Annotated in this window: 20 protein-coding genes; 1 reads left to right on the forward strand and 19 read right to left on the reverse strand. The window is 65.1% G+C overall.

Annotated features, from left to right (window positions below; translation table 11 throughout):
* The 16 genes from AO501_RS15370 to AO501_RS15445 form a co-directional block, all read right to left on the reverse strand.
* Positions 1-383, reverse strand: a 383-nt coding sequence (locus AO501_RS15370) for a DUF222 domain-containing protein (protein WP_156452586.1), incomplete at its 3' end; no start/stop codon positions are given.
* Between the two features lie 246 nt (positions 384-629).
* Entirely contained in the window at positions 630-1,271 is a 642-nt protein-coding gene (locus AO501_RS15375; RefSeq protein WP_055578539.1) for a CAP domain-containing protein, read from the reverse strand.
* Between the two features lies 1 nt (position 1,272).
* On the reverse strand, positions 1,273-1,614 hold the full coding sequence (locus AO501_RS15380) for a DUF732 domain-containing protein (RefSeq protein ID WP_055578581.1): 342 nt from the start codon (positions 1,612-1,614) through the stop codon (positions 1,273-1,275).
* 10 nt (positions 1,615-1,624) lie between these two features.
* Positions 1,625-2,107: a hypothetical protein gene (locus tag AO501_RS15385; RefSeq protein ID WP_055578582.1), complete on the reverse strand. Its 483-nt coding sequence runs from the start codon at positions 2,105-2,107 to the stop codon at positions 1,625-1,627.
* A gap of 5 nt (positions 2,108-2,112) precedes the next feature.
* Complete coding sequence (locus tag AO501_RS15390; protein WP_231752502.1) at positions 2,113-2,649, reverse strand: mammalian cell entry protein; 537 nt, start codon at positions 2,647-2,649, stop codon at positions 2,113-2,115.
* Positions 2,616-4,058 (reverse strand): MCE family protein, encoded by a 1,443-nt coding sequence (locus AO501_RS15395; RefSeq protein ID WP_055578540.1) that lies wholly within the window; start codon positions 4,056-4,058, stop codon positions 2,616-2,618. The genes AO501_RS15390 and AO501_RS15395 overlap by 34 nt, the downstream gene beginning before the upstream one ends.
* Entirely contained in the window at positions 4,058-5,194 is a 1,137-nt protein-coding gene (locus AO501_RS15400) for a virulence factor Mce family protein (protein ID WP_055578541.1), read from the reverse strand. Before AO501_RS15400 ends, AO501_RS15395 begins: the two co-directional genes overlap by 1 nt.
* Entirely contained in the window at positions 5,191-6,444 is a 1,254-nt protein-coding gene (locus AO501_RS15405; protein ID WP_055578542.1) for a virulence factor Mce family protein, read from the reverse strand. Before AO501_RS15405 ends, AO501_RS15400 begins: the two co-directional genes overlap by 4 nt.
* Positions 6,441-7,673 carry a virulence factor Mce family protein gene (locus tag AO501_RS15410; RefSeq protein ID WP_055578584.1) on the reverse strand — a complete coding sequence of 411 codons (1,233 nt, stop codon included), beginning with the start codon at positions 7,671-7,673 and terminating at the stop codon, positions 6,441-6,443. Before AO501_RS15410 ends, AO501_RS15405 begins: the two co-directional genes overlap by 4 nt.
* Positions 7,670-8,698, reverse strand: coding sequence for a virulence factor Mce family protein (locus AO501_RS15415; protein WP_055578543.1), 1,029 nt, complete (start codon positions 8,696-8,698; stop codon positions 7,670-7,672). The genes AO501_RS15410 and AO501_RS15415 overlap by 4 nt, the downstream gene beginning before the upstream one ends.
* 34 nt (positions 8,699-8,732) lie before the next feature.
* Positions 8,733-10,067, reverse strand: a complete 1,335-nt coding sequence (locus AO501_RS15420) for an MCE family protein (protein WP_055578544.1) — start codon at positions 10,065-10,067, stop codon at positions 8,733-8,735.
* Between the two features lie 5 nt (positions 10,068-10,072).
* Positions 10,073-10,888: an ABC transporter permease gene (locus tag AO501_RS15425; RefSeq protein ID WP_055578545.1), complete on the reverse strand. Its 816-nt coding sequence runs from the start codon at positions 10,886-10,888 to the stop codon at positions 10,073-10,075.
* Between the two features lie 9 nt (positions 10,889-10,897).
* Positions 10,898-11,671 carry an MlaE family ABC transporter permease gene (locus AO501_RS15430; RefSeq protein ID WP_055578585.1) on the reverse strand — a complete coding sequence of 258 codons (774 nt, stop codon included), beginning with the start codon at positions 11,669-11,671 and terminating at the stop codon, positions 10,898-10,900.
* Between the two features lie 261 nt (positions 11,672-11,932).
* On the reverse strand, positions 11,933-12,124 hold the full coding sequence (locus AO501_RS15435; protein ID WP_055578546.1) for a ferredoxin: 192 nt from the start codon (positions 12,122-12,124) through the stop codon (positions 11,933-11,935).
* On the reverse strand, positions 12,121-12,522 hold the full coding sequence (locus AO501_RS15440; protein WP_082658647.1) for a nuclear transport factor 2 family protein: 402 nt from the start codon (positions 12,520-12,522) through the stop codon (positions 12,121-12,123). The genes AO501_RS15435 and AO501_RS15440 overlap by 4 nt, the downstream gene beginning before the upstream one ends.
* Positions 12,519-13,808, reverse strand: coding sequence for a cytochrome P450 (locus tag AO501_RS15445; RefSeq protein WP_055578547.1), 1,290 nt, complete (start codon positions 13,806-13,808; stop codon positions 12,519-12,521). The genes AO501_RS15440 and AO501_RS15445 overlap by 4 nt, the downstream gene beginning before the upstream one ends.
* A 127-nt stretch (positions 13,809-13,935) precedes the next feature.
* On the opposite strand from AO501_RS15445, the gene AO501_RS15450 reads away from it, so the two are divergent.
* Positions 13,936-15,120 (forward strand): LuxR C-terminal-related transcriptional regulator, encoded by a 1,185-nt coding sequence (locus tag AO501_RS15450; protein ID WP_055578587.1) that lies wholly within the window; start codon positions 13,936-13,938, stop codon positions 15,118-15,120.
* Positions 15,121-15,123: 3 nt separating this feature from the next.
* Here AO501_RS15450 and catC read toward each other — a convergent pair whose 3' ends face one another.
* From catC to AO501_RS15465, 3 genes are read right to left on the reverse strand one after another with little or no spacing between them, the layout of a single operon-like run.
* Complete coding sequence (gene catC, locus AO501_RS15455) at positions 15,124-15,411, reverse strand: muconolactone Delta-isomerase (RefSeq protein WP_055578548.1); 288 nt, start codon at positions 15,409-15,411, stop codon at positions 15,124-15,126.
* 6 nt (positions 15,412-15,417) lie between these two features.
* Positions 15,418-16,272: a catechol 1,2-dioxygenase gene (gene catA, locus AO501_RS15460; RefSeq protein ID WP_055578549.1), complete on the reverse strand. Its 855-nt coding sequence runs from the start codon at positions 16,270-16,272 to the stop codon at positions 15,418-15,420.
* Positions 16,273-16,291: 19 nt separating this feature from the next.
* On the reverse strand, positions 16,292-17,395 hold the full coding sequence (locus tag AO501_RS15465) for a mandelate racemase/muconate lactonizing enzyme family protein (RefSeq protein ID WP_055578550.1): 1,104 nt from the start codon (positions 17,393-17,395) through the stop codon (positions 16,292-16,294).
* Positions 17,396-17,495 lie beyond the last annotated feature (100 nt).

Below are 17,495 nucleotides of genomic sequence, written 5' to 3' on the forward strand. Positions count from 1 at the left end.
TCACCGATCAGACCTTCGCGTTGGGCGGCGGCGGTCGCGCCCAACAGTGGCCCTAATGGTTCGCCTGTCAACGCCCGGCGCTGGCCGAGGTCGTCGGCTTCGGCGATGCGCCGGTTGGCGTCGGCTTTGGTGATCCGCAGGCGCTCGGCCAGCGCCGCGGGGAGTTTGCCGCCGAGTTCTTCCTCGGTGGCCTGGGTTTTGAGGTGGTTGATCAACGTGTGCTGGGGTGTGCGCATCCGGCGGTGCACCTTTTCCAGGCGCTCCATGCCGCGCAGGAACTCCGGGGTGGTCAACGCATCGAACGTCAAGTCACACAGGCGATCAACCGCAGCGTCGAGTGCATCGAAGACCTCGATGATCTCCTCGCGCGAACTCGATGCCATACCCCCGATTTACGAAGGGGCACTGACAACTTTTCCCGCCAAACCCGCTCAGCAGCGGCGTATTTCGCTCACGGCAGAAGTGCCACTCGGACCGGTATGTCGGCGGGATTCTATGCACGTTCGCGGCCCGAAAGTTATTGATATCACCGGTGATATCACTTTCCACGGCCTAGTGCCAGCCGTTTCCTGGTACGCCTGTGACACCAGGGACTGTGACTACCGAAAGCCGATCCGTCAACTGCCGACTTACTCCGGCGGTATTCCCGGCGGGGGGTTCACGCCACGCAGGATCCACGGAAACCAGTCGACGGCATACTCGATCTCGTCGGTGGCGTCGTAATCCGGTCGAGGATCAAGGGGAACGTTCTCCTGCACGGGCACAACGGACGACGGCCTGGACGGCGGGACCGCTGCCCCATCCGGTTGCCCGTAGACCGCGACCACGACCGTCCGATCCGGACTGTTCTCCGACCACACTCCGATCTGACTGTTGGCGCAATTGGACATGATCGCGAAATACGCTGGCTCGTAATACCATTGGTTGATCAACTCGACGCCGCTGATCGACACGGCGGGATTGATCGCCACCGTTTCGGCGACCTTGCCGCGATAGCCAGCAGCGGCTGCCCGGTCCTGGGGCGCGGATCCGTCGGTCCCGATATCGCCGTTCAGGTTTCGGTTGTTCAGCACATCGAGCGTGTGCCATTGTGCGGCCAGCTGCAGCTGCGGGTTGATCCTGACATCGTTGGTGCAGCCGGCCTGGTGCTGGACGGTGAAAACGTTGGCGACCAAGCTGTCGTTGAGGCGCTTATTGTCCGCGTGCGCGCAGGGTACCCCCGCCACGGCGGCAAGAGGCAGCGCTGAGAGTGTGAGCATGAGGCGCCGCATGTCAGTCTCCAATCCGATAGTTGGCCGCGGAGTTTCGCAGCTGCCAAATCAGCGCGGGGCACAACTCGTTGACGGCCTGACTCAGGAGATAAGACGCCTGGTATTCGTCGGTGGTGTTGAAGTCGGTCTTGATATCGCCGATCAGCGAAGCGTAACTGCGTCCCTCGGAAACCCTGTCACACAAACTGTTTCCATACCTCAGTGCGTCATCGGCATTGGCGAAGCCGTAGCCGGGACGCATGGTGACGTTGACCAGATAGGCCACCGCATCCGCGTTGGCACGGGGTGTCGCGCCTGCGAGGAACAGAGCTGCCACGAGTATGAGAAGACCGGACCGGCGCATCGACATCACCTCAGACCGGGTCGAAATGCGAGATCAGCCAACGCCCGTCCCGCTTATCGAGAGTCACCCGCACGTTGGATGCGGTGCTTGTCGGGGCGTCCTGGCCCACCGTGACCGTCTGGCTCACGAACAGCAACACCACGGCATGACTGTCGGTGGCCGAAACCGATGCGGCTCCCCCGACGGTCGCCACCGCTGAGATCTGCTTTTGCTTGGCCCCAGGAATCACCACGTCACGGGTCAATTGGCGGTAAGCATCCAGGAAATTACCGGTCAACCTGGCGCGTGCGGCATCGAGATCCTGCTGGACGGTGTCGGGCTTGTAGGACAACAGCGCGACGGTTCCCTCGCTGGCGGCGCGCGTGGATTCCGCACGTGCCACAACCGCGTCGCGCACGGAGGTGTCCTGCCATTTCAGCCAGCCGGCAGCGGCTGCCAGCGACAACGCCAGCGCCGGCAGCAGCCCATAGCTGAGCACCCGCGACCATTTGATCGCGCTCATGGCACGAATCCTACGTTGGAAACCTTGACTTGATCGCCGATCTTCGCAACTGTGATCCGCATTCGCCACATCCGTGGAACCGGTTCGGCTTCACCGGCATTTGACGTCCGTACCGAGACCTCCACCAGTGCTTGCGCAGAATCGGTGGCCTGCGACTCCAGCCCGGCCTCGGTGATGGTGCCGACCGTGCTGGCCTTGGCTTGCGTCAGCACCTCGATGAACGGCCCTGACCGCCGGGCGAAGTCGTTGTAGAACTCTCCCGTTGCGCCGTCCAGGATTCGCCGCACGTCGACGTCGGCGTGCTGCCAATCGATGGTCGTCAGGTTCAGCGCACCCTGCCTTGCCACCAGGAGGAACTGATTGCGCTGGGCCTGAGCCTGCTGCGACTGGTGAGCGCGGAAGCCGAGCCAGGACGTCAGCGTTGCCAGGACGACGACCGCCACCACGCCGAACACGGTCGCCCATCCGTGGGGAGACAAAGACCTCCCGGCCCGGATCTTCAGTTGCCCGGCGGCAGCAGCATCGATTGCCATGTTCTGTCCTTCGGCGCGGGTTGAGCCAGGTCTGATCGGGTGTACTGGCGCCCATCGGGTCCGGTGTAAGTGCCAGTGGCGGGGTCGTATTCGGCGGTGGCTAGCGGAAGTGGCGTAGGCAGCGGCGCGGCCGCGGGTGGCAGCTGTGGAATCCCCTGGCCGGACAGCGTCGCGTTGGGGTCGCCCTTCCAATTGAAGCCGTCGTTGAGCGGCACGTACTGCTCAGTGCTCTCGCACAGTTTCACCGTGGGCGCGCGTTTGCCGGGCACCGTTTCACACGGGATGTTCCGTGCACCACGCACATTGAGCGGCGAGTCCTGGGGCACCCGGCAGTAGAGATCGCCGGCCGGGCGGCCCGGGTAGTCCTCGAAGGTCGGGACGCGCTGCTGCTGGGCCGGCAGGAATCCGGTGGTGCACGGCGGCGGCAGGTTGAGGTTCAGGTTGAAACTCAGATACTGCCCCCGATATCCCTGCTTGGTGTTCAGATTGGCCAGGATTCCTGCCTGTTCGGCCTCGATAGATCTCGGGAACACGACCAGCAGTTGTTCGATGTCGTTTTGATAGGTGACTGCCACCTGGCCGATGCTGACCAGGTTGGCCAGCAGGATCGGCAGCGTCGGTTGCACACGTTCGATCAGCTGACGCACTTCCTGTAGGGCCGGACCGCCGCGGTCGATGACGCCGCCGACCGCGCCGTCATGTGCCTGCAGGTCCGCGGTGACGGTGGCCAGGTGCGATGCCCACCCCTCGATCGCATCGGAGGTGTGCGTCTGGGAGTCGAGCACCGGTGGCGCCCGGTCGATCAGCGTCAGCAGTGGATCGAGGTTCTTGCGGGCATCGATGGCCAGGGTCGTCGAACCTGTGACCAGCCGGGAGAGTTCGGGGCCCAATCCGCCTACGGCCGTGTAAGACTCGTCGACAACGGTCTGCAGGTTGTCGCGTGGTATCGCGGCTATCGCAGAGTTCGCGGCGCTGAGCAAGCCGTTGATATCAGGTGGCACCGAGGTGTTGGCCAGCGCGATGACGTCACCGTCTTTCAGCGGCGGCGAAGTGGCGTTGCGGGGCAGCAGTTCTACGTACGACTCACCGATCGCGGTGTGGCTGTGCACCTCCGCCTTGAGATCGGACGGGATGTCGATGCCCGATTTCAGTGACAACACCGCTTCGACGCCGGCGTCGGTGAGCCGCACGGATTCCACCCGGCCCACTTCGAAGCCGCGGTATGTGACGTTGCCGGTGCCGTAAAGACCACCGGATTCCGGCAGTTGCATCGTCACCGTGTATCTGCCGACGCCGAACAACATCGCCGGCAACTTGACGAAGTGCAGGAACGTCACGGCCAGCACGCTCAGCGCGATCACGCCGAAAACGGCCAGCTGGATGATGATTCGCCGCGGTAGGTGTAACACTAGGGCCCCTGCTCGAAGTGGTACGGGGCCGTCAGCGGATTGCCCGGGGTGCCCCGGAAGCCTCCGGTGCACGGACTCGGGAACTGGCCGATGGTACGGCCCCACTGCAGCTCCAGCTGGGTCAGATGGCATTCCCACCGGGTGCCGGTGAAGATCCCCTGGTCGATCCGGCTGAGCGTGAGGTCGACGATCGCCGTTAGATTCGCGTAGTCGCCGCGCTGAAAATTCTGGAACGTCTCGTTCGGGAACGGGAAGGTGCCCAGCAGGGACAGCGATCGGGTCAGGCTCGGACCCGCATCGGCCAGCGACTCCAAAACCGGTCCCAGTTGCGCCAATTCACTGAGGACGCTGGATTTGGTCTTGTTGACCGAGTCCGCTGTCAAAGCGCTGAACTTGCTCAATTGATCGGCGGCCTCGACGAGTTTGCCGCGCTCCTCATTGAGCACCGCGAGCGCGTCGGGGATGGTCGCCAGCGCGCGGTCCAGGACGGGTTGCTGAGCGGCGAACTTGCCGACGAGTCGGTTCAAACTCTCGGTGGCGGCGATGATGTCGCCGGATTGATCGTTGAGGTAGGCGGAGAACTGGTCCAGCTGACCGATCAAGCTCCGGACGTCGTGCTCGCGCCCGCGGAGGGCGGTACTCAATGCCTCTGTGATGTCCTGGATCTGGCCCAGACCGCCGCCGTTGAGTACCAGCGACAGCGCGGCCAACGTCTGCTCGGTGCTCGGATAGGCGCCGCCGCGAGACAGCGGGATCACCGATCCGGCGCGCAGCTTCCCTTGCGATGGTTCGGCTTTCGGTGCCGACAGCTCGATGTGATACGAACCGAGCAGGCTGGTGGTGCCGATCTTGGCCGTGGCGTTCGCCGGCAGATCGACGTCGCCGTTGAGTCGCATGGTCACCAGGGCATGCCAGCCCTGGCGCTCGATCCTGGTCACGTGGCCGACCGTGACGTCCGCGACGCGGACCCGCGAGTTGGCCTGAATGTTGTTGACGTCGGGCATCTGTGCCGAGACCAGGTAGGAATCGGACCCATTGCCTTCCGTGCCGGGCAGTGGCAGCGAGTTCAGTCCGTGCCAGGCGCAACCGGAGACTGCGAGGGAGAGCGCCAGCACGAGCACCACGAGCCTGTTCATGAGCCGGCTCCGGGTGGCAGCATCAGACCGGGCAGGCCCGCCGCGGGGTCGGGGTGGACCGCCGGCCCCGGCGGGACGAAGTCAGGGCGCATCCAGTCCTCGCTGTAGGTGATCTCATTGGGTCTGGCCTGCGCGCCGACGAACAGGTTCTCTCCCAGCGGCGGGAAGTTGTACTGGCGGTTCTTGACGATCGGAGCCATGTACTGCGCACACAGCTTCGCGGCCTGTTCGCCGCCCAGCCGCGATGCCGCCTGAATTGCCCCACACAGGAACGCAATTGGATTGGCCATGTTGGTGCCCGCCAGCGCTCCGGTGAGCGATCCGTTGGCCGGCTCGAAGATGTTGTTGAAGTTCTGCAACACGGTCGGGCTGATGTGCAGGGTCTGCTTGATGTCGTCGAGGCTCGCGACGAGCGTCTGGGTGATCGACGAGAGTTTGTCCGAGGCGGTGCCGATGGCCTCGCGGTTGTCCGCGGCGAAGCTCTGGACGTCGGCGACGACGGCGTTGAGGTCCTCGGCCGCCGCGGCAACCTTGTGCGGATCGTCGGCCAGTAGCGACGAAACCGAGGCCAGGTTCTGGTTGAGGTGCTCGAGCAGATCCGCGCTGTCGTGCAGTGCGGTCACCAGGGTCGACAGATTTTTCAGGGTGGCGAAGATGTCGTTGCTGTGGTCGCCCAGCGCGGAAACCGCCTGGGACAGTTTGATGATGGTGTCGCGGATGGTCGTGCCCTGACCGCGCAGGTTGTCCGCCGCGGTGTTGATGAGAGCACCCAGTGTGCTGACGCCACCGGGACGAGTGGGTTTCAGCAATTCGGTGAGCCGCTGCAGCTGGTTGCGCAGGTCGTCCCATTCGACCGGCACGGCGGTGCGGTCCTGCGGGATGACCGCGCCGTCGGCCATGGCTGGTCCGCCGGAATACGGCGGCGTCAGCTGGATCGCCCGGCCGGTCACCAGTTGCGGTGACAGGATCGCCGCCTTGGCATCGGCGGGAACCTTGTGCCGGGGGTCGAACCAGAACGTGATCTTGGACCGCAGTGGTTGCGGTTCGATCTTGATGATCTTGCCCACCGGCACACCACGGATGCGGATGTCGTCACCCGCGAACAGGCCACTGCTGTTGTCGAAGTAGGCGACCACCACGTTCCGACCGGTTTCACCGGCGGTACGCATCGCGACGATCACCCCGGCGACGAACACCAGCGCGAGGGTGGTCGCCAGCACCGAGCGGGCACGGCGCAACCTGGCCGTCATGGAGTGCCTCCCGGTTGCCGGGCCGGCGGCCCGGGCGGCGGCCCGCCGGGCGGCGGGGCCGGCGGCTCCGGACGGTACGGATAGCGCGGATCCCCAGGGTTTCCCGTGATCGCGTCGGGCAGATTCAACCGCGGTTCGCCGCCCTGCCCCGTGCGCGGGTACGGAACCGGCAACGCCGGCGTGCCCGGCTGGCCGGTCGGGGGGTCCGTCAGTTGCGACGGCAGCAGGGTGGCCGGATCCAGTCCGAGATCGGAGAAGGCGGCGCTGATGAACGGCTGGACGAACTGGCCGGGCAACAGGTTGACCACATAGGCCTTGAAGAACGGACCCGATGACAGCGACTCGCCGAGCGACATCACGTAGGAGTTGAGCAGCGGAAGGGCTTGCTGCACGCGCTCTTTGCGATTCTCGACGATGGCCAGCACGCCGTTGACCTTGTCCAGTGCCGGGCGCAGCTGCTGGCGATTCTCGGCGATGAAGCCTTGCAACTGCTTGGACACCGCCGAGATGTTGGTCCAGAGCTGATCCAGCGCCGCGCTCTGCGTGCGCAGTTGGGCGAGCACCGCGTTGGTGTCACGCACCAGGTCGACGATCTGGTCGGTGCGCTTGGCCAGCACGCCGGTCGCCTTTGCCGCATTGTCGAGCAGGCTGCGCAGCTGAGCGTCGCGCTCGTCGAGTGTCTGCGCGAGCCTGGCCACCCCCTTGACCGCGTTCCGGAAGTCTGCCGGTGTGTCGGCGAAGGTTTGCGACAGCATGTCCAGCGACGCGGACAGCTGGCTGGTGTTCAATCCGCTGATGGTGGTGGCCAGATCGCCCAGGGCGTCCGGCAATTGGTAGGGCGACATGGTGCGCTCGATCGGGATCGGGCCGGTGAGCCGGCCGTCGCCTCGCGGTAGGACGTCGAGGAACTTGCTGCCCAACAGACCCTTGGTTTTGATCGCCGCCTCGGTGCGGTCGCCGAGCCGAACTTCGGTGTCGATGTTGAACGTGACCAGCACGCCCGGTCCGTCGAGTTCGATGCTGGACACCTTGCCCACCGGGTAGCCGGACACCTCGACGGTGTTGTCGGTCCGCAGACCACCCGCATCGGCGAAGTAGGCGGACACGGTCTTGCCGTGGTCGAAGAACGGTAAATGCTGATACTGCAGGGCGCCCACCACCGCCGCGGTAACCAGTGCGATGCCCGCCGTCCCGATGACCAGCCGGTTGCGTTCGGCGAAGCTTTTCATTTCGGCGCGCACCGTCCCGTCGGCTGCCCGGCGACCTTGACGTACACCGGTTGGCCGCCTTTACCGTTGACCTTGAGCACCACGTCGCACAGATAGAAAGCGAAGAAATCGCCGTACATGCCTTGACGCACCAGCGCCTGGTATCTGTCCGGCAGCGTGTTGAGCAGGTTGTCGAGATAGTCGTGGTCGGCCTGCGCTATGCCGGCGACCCGGTCGGTTTCGTGCAGCACCTTGGTGAAGGGTGCCCGAGCCTGTGACAACAGATCGGCGATGGATCCCGACGCGGCGTTGGTGTAGGCCACCGCATTGGAGATGTCCGTCTTTCTTTCGGCCAGGCCGTGCACCAGTTGGGAGAGGGCCACGACCGCCTGGTCGAGCCGATCGCTCTGGCCGCCAAGCGAACCCAGGACGACGTTGAGGTTGTCCACCACCTGTCCAATCAGCTGATCGCGGTCGGCCAGCGTGTTGGTCAGCACGGCGGCCTGATCCAGAAACGAGCTGATGGTGGGTCCCTGGCCCTGGAACGCTTGCAGCAGCTGCTCACTCAGCGCGTTGACCTGGTCGGGGTTCAGGGCCCGGAAAAGTGGTTTGAAGCCACCGATCAGTGCGTCCAGATCCAGCGCGGGTTTGGTGCGCGCCAGCGGGATCGTCTGGCCGGGGCGAAGAACGGCGGGGCTCCCGGCGCCCTCCTCGAGCGCCAGATAGCGGTCGCCGAACAGGTTGTCGTAGCGGATAACGGCCCGGGTGCCTTCGGTGAGCGTGACCGAGTCCTCCGCGGTGAACTCGACGCGCACTGTTGCGTCCGGATTGATCGAAATCCTGGTCACCTTGCCGACCTCCACGCCGGCAATGCGAACCAGCTTGCCCTGCCGCAGGTTTGAGACGTTGGTGAACTCCGCGTAGTAGGACTTGCCGTCGGCGAACCGCACCTCTCCGAAGACTGCGATCAGTACGAACGCGGTCAGCAGGCAAACGGCCAGAAAGACGCCGAGGCGCAGGACCACGCCCCTCAGACTGTCCCGCATGGATGTTCTCCTGCTCTGGTGGTTGCTTCTTGGATCACGGCGGGCCCTCCGCGGGTGGAACTCCGGGCCACAGCGGCACTCCCCCGGGCCCGTATAACGCCGCCCCGTATGGCGGCCCGCCCGGGTTCGGGCCGACGGCCGGCCCAGGGAGGCATTGCCGGATGGACGGTGGCTCGGGTACGGCGCGGGTCACCGGGAAGTAGTCGGCCCAACACGGGTGTCCGAGGCCGGGATTGGGCCGGATGTCGATGCCGGTGCCCCACCCGGTGTTGGTGACGAGTTCGCGCACCGGGAAGTTCTTGCTGGCGTCGGGCAGTGAGCCGCAGCCGGGTCGGCCGCCGGGACCTCCTTTGGCGGCCACCAGTGGCAGGTTGTCGGGAAATACGTACGGGTCGTTGCCCAGTAACAGGGCCACATCGAGTTGCAGTGTGCGGCCGTCTGCGCCACCCCACGCCTCGTAGCCGCCGTTGTTCAGGTACCACGTGACCCCCTGCAGGAAGCACGTGTATTCGGGGCTGTATTTGCCGAGCAGCCGGGTGGTCGGCTCCAGCAGGTTGACCGAGGCGACCAGGTCGTCCCTGCTCCTGCCGAGCAGGGTGGTTCCGGAGCTCGACAATCCAATGACATTGAGCAGCAGGGAATCCAGCTCCTTGGCGTGGCTGACGACGGTGGTGCTGGTGGTGCTGGCGGAGTCCAGGATGGTCAGGATGTCCTGTGCCGCCGCGTCGTAGGTGTCGGAGAAGTTCTTCAGCGACCTCCAGTCCCGCCGGATGGTCTCGCTGCGGGCGTTGAGTGCCGTCAGGACTTCGTTGAGATCTGTGGCGGCCCTTCCGATCCGCTCACCCTGTCCGCCTACGGCGTCGGCTACCGCGGTCAGCACCGCGTTCAGTTTGAGCGGGTCGATCACGTTGAGGAGGCTGACGACGTTCTCGAAGACGGTGTTGATCTCCGTGCTGACGTTCTTCGAGTGCAGCACCGCCCCGGCGGCCAGCCTCGCACGACTCGGATGCTGCGGCGCGACCAATTCGACGAACTTGGCGCCGAATGCGGTGGTTGCGCTGATCTGCGCCTCGACATTGGCCGGGATGTAACGCATTTGGTCCGGCTCGAGTTGCAGGACGAGCCGGGTGCCGGACTTGTCGTCAGCGATCTGGCTGACCCGGCCTATCTGCACACCGCGCATCATGACCTTCGCGTCGGTGTCCATCACCAACCCGGAGCGGTCCGCGGTCAGCGTCACCGGTACATAGGAGCGCAGGGTCCCGTCGAAGGACACCGCCGTCACGAGGACGACGATTCCGATGGTGGCCAATAAGATCAGCGTCCACCACCCGTCGTGCAGACGGTGCCGACCCGGGCCACGGTTCATGTCGACTAGCTCGCCAGGTGGAAGTTCGGGGACTGGCCGTAGATGGCCAGCGTCATGATGACGATGGCGATCGAGGCGATGACCATGGACGCGCGTACCGCCCGGCCGACGGCCTCACCCACTCCGGCCGGTCCACCGTGCGCGGTGTAGCCGTAGTAGGTGCACACCAACATGATCACCAGGGACACGACGATCACTTCAAAGGACGACCAGAGCACGTCGGTCGGACGCAGGAAGGTATTGAAATAGTGGTCATAGACGCCTGAACCCTGTCCGTAGACGGCCGTGGTGCCGACTCGGGCGGCCAGATAAGCCGTCATGAGGCCGACGCAGAACAGTGGCACGGAGACAACCACGCCCGCCAGTACGCGCGTGCTCGCAAGGTAACTGACGCTGCGGATGCCGATCACCTCGAGTGCGTCAATTTCCTCGTTGATCCGCATTGCTCCCAACTGCGCGGTGGCACCGGCGCCGACGGTGGCCGCCAGCGCGACCATCACCGTTCCGGGCTGGATTTCGCGGGTATTGAAGAACGCGGACGCAAAGCCGGTGAGAGCCTCCACACCGACCGAGGCGAACTGGTTGTAGCCCTGCACCGCGACGATCGCGCCGGTGGTCATGGCCAGGAACCCGACGATGACGACCGTGCCCCCGATCACCGCGAGAGTTCCTACGCCCAAACCCATCTGGGCGATAACCCGGAGCAACTCGCCGCGATAGTGCAGTACCGCATCCGGGATGCCGGTCAGCGTGCTGACATAGAACCGCATCTGGGATCCCAGCCGATTCCATTCGGCCGCAACGCTTTGGGTCATCGTCATGGCATCACCTCACGACACCATGAACGGCATGCCGACCGCGGTGACGATGATGTTGATCACGAACAGGACGATGAAGGCGAACACCACCGTCTCGTTGACCGCCCGGCCGACGCCGGCGGGGCCACCGCCCACCGACATGCCCTTGTAGCAGGCGATCAATCCCGCCATCAGGCCGAACAATGTCGCCTTGATCATCGAGATGATGACGTCGATGGTGTGGGTCAGTGTGGTGAGCCCGCTGACCCAGGCGCCCGCTGAGACGTGCATGAGGAAGACCGAGCAGAAGAAGGCGCCGATCAAACCGGTCGCGGTCACGATCGAACTGAGGGCCAGCGAGATGGTGGTGGCGGCCAGGACGCGGGGAACCGCAAGTGCCTGAATCGGATTGATGCCCATTACGCGCAGCGCATCCAGCTCCTCGCGGATGGTTCGCGCGCCGAGGTCGGCGCACATCGCGGTGGATCCGGCGCCGGCGACCACGAGCACCGTCACGATGGGGGCGCTCTGATCCACGGTGAAGATCGCGCAGCCCGTTCCCGAGAAATCCGCGGCGCCGATGTCGGTCAGCAGGACATTGAAGAGAAAACCCGAAATCACCGCCCACGGGATGGTCATCAAAATGCCTGGGAGCGTTGACACCCGGGCGACGAACCAACACTGCAGCAGGTACTCCCGCCAGGCGAACGGAGGCCGGAACATGGCCAGGAAGGTGTCCAGCGACATTGCGAAGAAGTCGCCGATCGCGCGGACCGGTTTAGCCGCCTGGCCGACCGCGATCACCATGTCGCCGCGTACCCCCTGACGCCGACTCTCCGTCGTCGCTTGCGGTAGGTCACGCTGGTCCCCGGACAAGTCGAAGTGGATGTTTGACATTCGCGAGGGTACGCGGGGCGACACCATCATGTCCATAGACGATACGCAAAATTACACGCTTCGATTGCGTAAATAACGATGCAAACCCACACTTATGTGTGATGATGTATCTAGCTAGTATCGGCATGATGCGACGGTACGCCCCTAGCTGCGGCATGGTGGGTAGCCGCGTCACGGCACCAGCTGTAGTGCCCCCGAGGGGCATAGTGTGACGGCGTTTCGCGCCCGGCGCTCCTCCCCCGCGCGCACCTCCTGCGAGACCACCAGGACGATGCCGTCGGAATCCTGGCTGAACACGGCATCGGCCGTCATCACGCAGATGCCGGCGGATATGCAGATCTCGCGGTTGGCCGTGACTCTCATGCGCTGAAAGCCTCGAGGGCGAGAGCGGAATTCGCGAAATCGCGAAAGTACAGCCAGCGACCCTCCCGCAGCGTGATGATGTGCGCGAATTCCGACTCCCACTCGTGGCCGGTGGTGCGCCGGCGGAAACGTTGCCGGCCCCAGGTAGCCAGATCGTCACCCTGCGCGATGAACTTCCACGGCTCCATCTCGATGATGTCGATCACCTGCCCGACCTTCTCGAGGAAGGAGACCGCTTGCTTGATGCCCTGGAAATCGCCGGCGTACGGAATCCTCTCGGTGCCGTAATAGGTGATACGCACGTCAGGGTCCAGGTGTGCGAGCACGGTGGGTAGGTCACCGATCGGCACCGCCCGGTAGATCGCCTCGGTCGCGGCGATATTGCGTGACGCGCTCATGAAAGGTGAAGGGGCAGGCGGACATAGGCGTGGGTCAACAGGCTCGCGGTCTGCTTGGTGCCCGGATCGTCGGTGAGCGCGATCCGCTGATAGCGGTCCAAGACGGCGTTGAGCACCGTCAAGACCTCCAGACGCGCCAACGACGCGCCGAGGCAGAAGTGCACGCCGTGACCGAGGGAGAGTTGCTGGCGGATGTTGGGACGGTCGATGTCGAGGCGTCCGGGGTCAGGAAACACCGCGGGATCGCGATTCGCCGAGCCGAAGAACAGCGCCACCCAGTCGCCTTTGCGAATCAGCTTGCCCGCCACCTCGACCTCGCGGGTCGCGATGCGGAACAGCCGCTGCGGCGGCCCGTCGAGCCGAAGCTCTTCTTCCACGAACAGATTCAGTAGCGTGCGGTCGGTGCGAATCCGCGCGGTGAGCTCGGGTTCGCGCGCCAGCGCGTGCAGCAGATTGCCGATCAGGAACGTCGTTGTTTCGCTGCCGGCGACCACGAGTGTGACGCAGAAACGTACGATCTCCGCCGGGGTGAGCCGCTGCCCGTCCACTTCGGCGCGCAGCAGCGCGGCGATCAGGTCCTCCGCGTCCTCGACGTCCTGACTGCTCGGGCATCCGGCTCCTTCTTCGGCCAGATGTTCGGTGCGCTCGGCCAACCGCGCCGCGAAGGCCGCCACCATCTCCTCGTTGCTGGCGATGCGTTCTTGCGGGGTCAGCGACGAGGACAGCATGAATGCGTTGGCCCAGCGCCGGAAGCGCACGTGGTCGCCGTCCGGTAACCCCAGCAGTCGCACCATGGCTCGGGTGGGGATCTCGGCGGCGAACTCCATGACCTCGGCAGCGCCGCCGCGGGAAGCCTCGTCAAGGTCGGCGAGCAGGCGCGGGACCAGCTCGGTGAGCCAGGCCTCCAGCCGCTTGACGCGGCGCGGAGAAAACGCCTGGCTGACCAGCTTTCGTTCCACTTCGTGCTGGGGTGGATCGGTATTGACCAGCATCAGGCTCGGTGCGGACGAGGCCTCCTGCAGCGGATCCCGGGACGAGAAGGTCGCGCTGTCCCGCGCGGCTTGGAACACCTGGTCGTAACTGAACAGCGCCCACGCGGTGACGGGTTCATCGGCGCCGGGCACCGTCCCGGGCGGCCAATCCCGGTATCCCGCAACGGGTGAGAACGACCTGAGCCGGTCATAGAGCGGATAGGGGTCGGCGATGCCTTCGGGCGTTGTGAGCAACTGCAGGGCTTCGCGGGCTTCGGCGGTGCGTGCGGTGTCGGGAACGGTCGCAGATGACATGCCGACCAGCCTGGGCCCGCGGCGGTGGCAAAGCGATCCCCCGTTGGGGAGGACTCCTGCCCCCAGACGAGAGGAATTTGCATTTTTCGCCGCACTACGGCAGCCCTGGGAGGACAGTGAGCACGTGATGGTTGTCAGCGGCACGCCCGATCCCGCCTCGTTCGCGACCCTGGCCGACGGAGACCACCCGGGTTGGGCGTCCCGTCCGGCGCGAGAGACCGAGGCCGCACGCCAGTACCGGGAAGCCTTCCGGGGATGCGCCGTGGATCCGACCGACGACCCGATGGCGGTGGTCGCCGAGGCGATTGATGCCAAGGCGGCCGTCGTGCGGGCCGCCCTGGAGTCGCTCGGCGACGTGCGCGCGCTCAATGCGCTCGAGGCGGTGCTGGACCTGTCCTCGCTGGAACGAGACCTGCTCGAAGATGGTGCCAGGCGGCGCACCGTTGCGCTGTTGCAGGTCCAGGAAGGCCTGAGCAAGCTGCGCGCCGTCGAGGACGTCGCGGCGATCGTCGACCGGGCACCGCGGGAACTGGTCGAGTCGTGCGGGTTCGACCGCGCTGTGCTGTTCCGCGTCCACGAGGGCCGGATGGTGATGGAGTCCGCATATTTCGGTGACGACCGTGCCGGTGCGGAGAAGATGGTCGCCTTTGCCCAGTCGGTGGCACCGCCGCTTGACCATATGTTGTTGGAAACGGAGATGATTCGCCGGCACGCACCCGCGATCGTGCGGGACGCCCGCACCGACCCGCGCGTCAACCGGCCGATCATCGATTTCTCGCTGACCCATTCCTACGTGGCCGCGCCGGTCATGCCTACCGGGAAGGTGATCGGCTTTCTGCATGCCGACCGGCTGTATTCCGGCCGGGTCGTTGACGAGATCGATCGCGACACGGTGTGGGCGTTCGCTGAAGGCTTCGGTTACGCCTACGAACGCACGGTGCTGCTGGAGCGGATGCGTCGCCAGCACACGGAGGTGCGGCGTGCGCTGGCGTCCGCAGACGAGGCCGCCCGCGCGCTGCAGGACGCCGATTTGGACCTGCGCAAGATCGAGCCTGTTGAACGTGGTCCTGCCGCGAGGTCACTGGCCGAGGTCGAGACGAAGGTGATGGCCGTGCTGACCCGCCGTGAGGTCGAAGTGCTGCGGCTGATGGCGGCGGGCCGTACCAACCAGCAGATCGCCGACGAGCTGGTGATCTCGTCGGGAACGGTCAAGTCACATGTCAAGCGGGTGTTGCGAAAGCTGCATGCGACGAACCGTGCCGAGGCGGCCTCGGCCTACGTGCGATTGGCCACGGTATCCGAATTGGGTTGACTTTCAAACTGTCCCGGAGATCGCCGACGGATGTGCCGCCAGCGGCGTCACGTGAATGGTCAGGAAGGGAAAGAGCGGCAACCCGGAAAGCAGTTGATGCAGTTCATCAGTCGATTCGACATCGAAGACGGAGAAGTTGGCGTACTCGCCCACGATGCGCCAGAGGTGTGGCCACTTGCCGGACCGCTGCAGCTCTTGTGAGTAGTCCTTCTCCTGAGCCACCAGGGCTGCCCGCCGCTGCGGGTCGAGGTCATGCGGCAGGTGCACGTCCATGCGTACGTGGAAAAGCATTGACCCTTAGTCCTTCTCGGGGTCCAGGACGAAGTCGTAGACGACTCTCTGCGAACCGTCGGACTGGGTCCGGGGCTCGAGCAGCAGTTCGGGCTTGACGGCGGAGGCGATGTCATCGTCGTTGTGCGGATCATCGGGAAAGTACAACTGCGTCGTCAGCTGCTGATGGCCGGCGGCCGAAACCTTGACGTGCAGATGCGCCGGGCGCCAGGCGTGCCAGCCTGCGGCGGCGATCAGCCGCCCGCACGATCCGTCGGTCGGGATCTGATACGGGGCGGGCCGGATCGTGGTGATCTCGAATGTCCCGTCGGGATCGGCGGTGAAGGTGCCCCGCAGGTTCCACTCGGGCAGGTTCGGCGCGAACTGGGAGTAGCGGCCGTCGGCATCGGCGTGCCACAGTTCGATGCTGCCCTGCAACGGGGTGCCGTCGACGGAGGTGATCCTTCCCGCCCAGCGCAGTGGGACGCCGCGCTCGTCGGCACGCATCGGAATGGTCGCGAACGCACCGCATTCGGGAGACCCCGGCACGTAATACGGGCCCTCGATGGTGCCCTTGCTGCCGTTGCGATGGTCCGTGGCAACTTCCTCGACGGCATGCTCGACCCAGACATCGAGGAACAGCGGCCATTCGCCGTCGGCCCCCACGGCGATCAGCCACGCTTTGAGCGCGTTGTACTCGTGATAGGTCACCCGGTGCCGTCGTATGGTGTCGTGCACCGCCGAAAGGACCTCGCGCGCAAGCTCACTCACACGGGCCTTCGGGCTGTCCCGGACTGCCTGGAACGGCGACTTGTCGGTGCGAAACCGCGCGGTCGCCGCTGCGCCCGACGCGGCGGCGCTCGGTTCGTCGATAGTGATCATCTGGCCCTGCCTTTCTCTCTTACCGATCCGTGCGGTAACGGTGCAGCTTGTCCGGATCGATCTGGACGCCCAGCCCGGGACCGGGTGGCACATGCAGTTCGCCGTCTCGTATGCACAGGGGTGCGGCGAGCAGATCGTCGGACATGTCCAAGAAGTTGGACAGTTCACCGGCTCGTCGTGACGTCAGCTCGAACGCGGCGCCGAAGCTCACGGCGCATGCCGTGCCGAGCTGACCGTCGAACTGGTTGCCGATCACCACCTCGAGGCCCAGTCCTTCGGCCAGGTGGTGGACGCGTTGCGAGCCGGTGAATCCGGTGCGGGCCGTCTTGATGCTGATAGCGGTGGCCGACCCGCCGAGTACCTCGCGGGTAACGTCGGCCGGAGTGGGAACCGATTCGTCGGCGATGAAGGGTATGTCGATGTGCTGCAGCAGCCATCGCCGGCCCAGCACATCGTCGGCCGGGCACAGTTCTTCGGCGAAGAGCAGGTCCAGGTCGGCCATCTCCTTCATCGCGCGCAGCGACTCCGACGCCGTCCATCCCCGGTTGCCGTCGACGTAGAGTTCGATGGTGGCGCCGAAGCGTTCGCGCAGCGCTCGCACCACAGCGGTATCCACGGCGACCGGCCTGCGTCCGACCTTCACCTTGAAGGTGGTGATGCCGTATTCGCCGACCATGCGCTCGGCCTCGGCCACCACCGCGGACGGCGTGTCGAAGCCGAGCATGTGGCTGACCCGCATGCGGTCGGTGAATCCGCCCAGCATCGCGCTCACCGGTAGGCCGAGGCTACGCCCCAGTGCATCCCAGGCCGCCATGTCGATCGCCGCTTTCGCCGTCGGGTTGCCCACGGTACGTGCGAGCCTGTCGGTGATAACCTCGCGTTCGGTCAGCGTCAGTCCGACGATCTGGGGTGCGAAAACACCCCGGATTACCGCGAGGATTCCGTCTCGCGTCTCGCCGTAGGTGTACGGGCGCGGTGGTGCCTCTGCCACGCCTACGACGCCTTCGTCGGTGTGTATCCGTACCAGCACGTGCTCGGCTGCCCGTACCTGTCCCGAGGCGAACTTCACCGGCTTGACGTAGGGGATCGTGAACGGGATCGCCTCAACGGCAGCGATTTTCACCGTTCATTCCCGGTCTGCCGACGGTAGGCGCCGGATTTGTCCATGACAAAGACATAGGCAGCCGGATATTCATCGTCAATATCTGTCGATCAATGGCCTA

This window comes from Mycobacterium gordonae (assembly GCF_001417955.2).
GTDB classification, from domain to species: domain Bacteria; phylum Actinomycetota; class Actinomycetes; order Mycobacteriales; family Mycobacteriaceae; genus Mycobacterium; species Mycobacterium gordonae_B.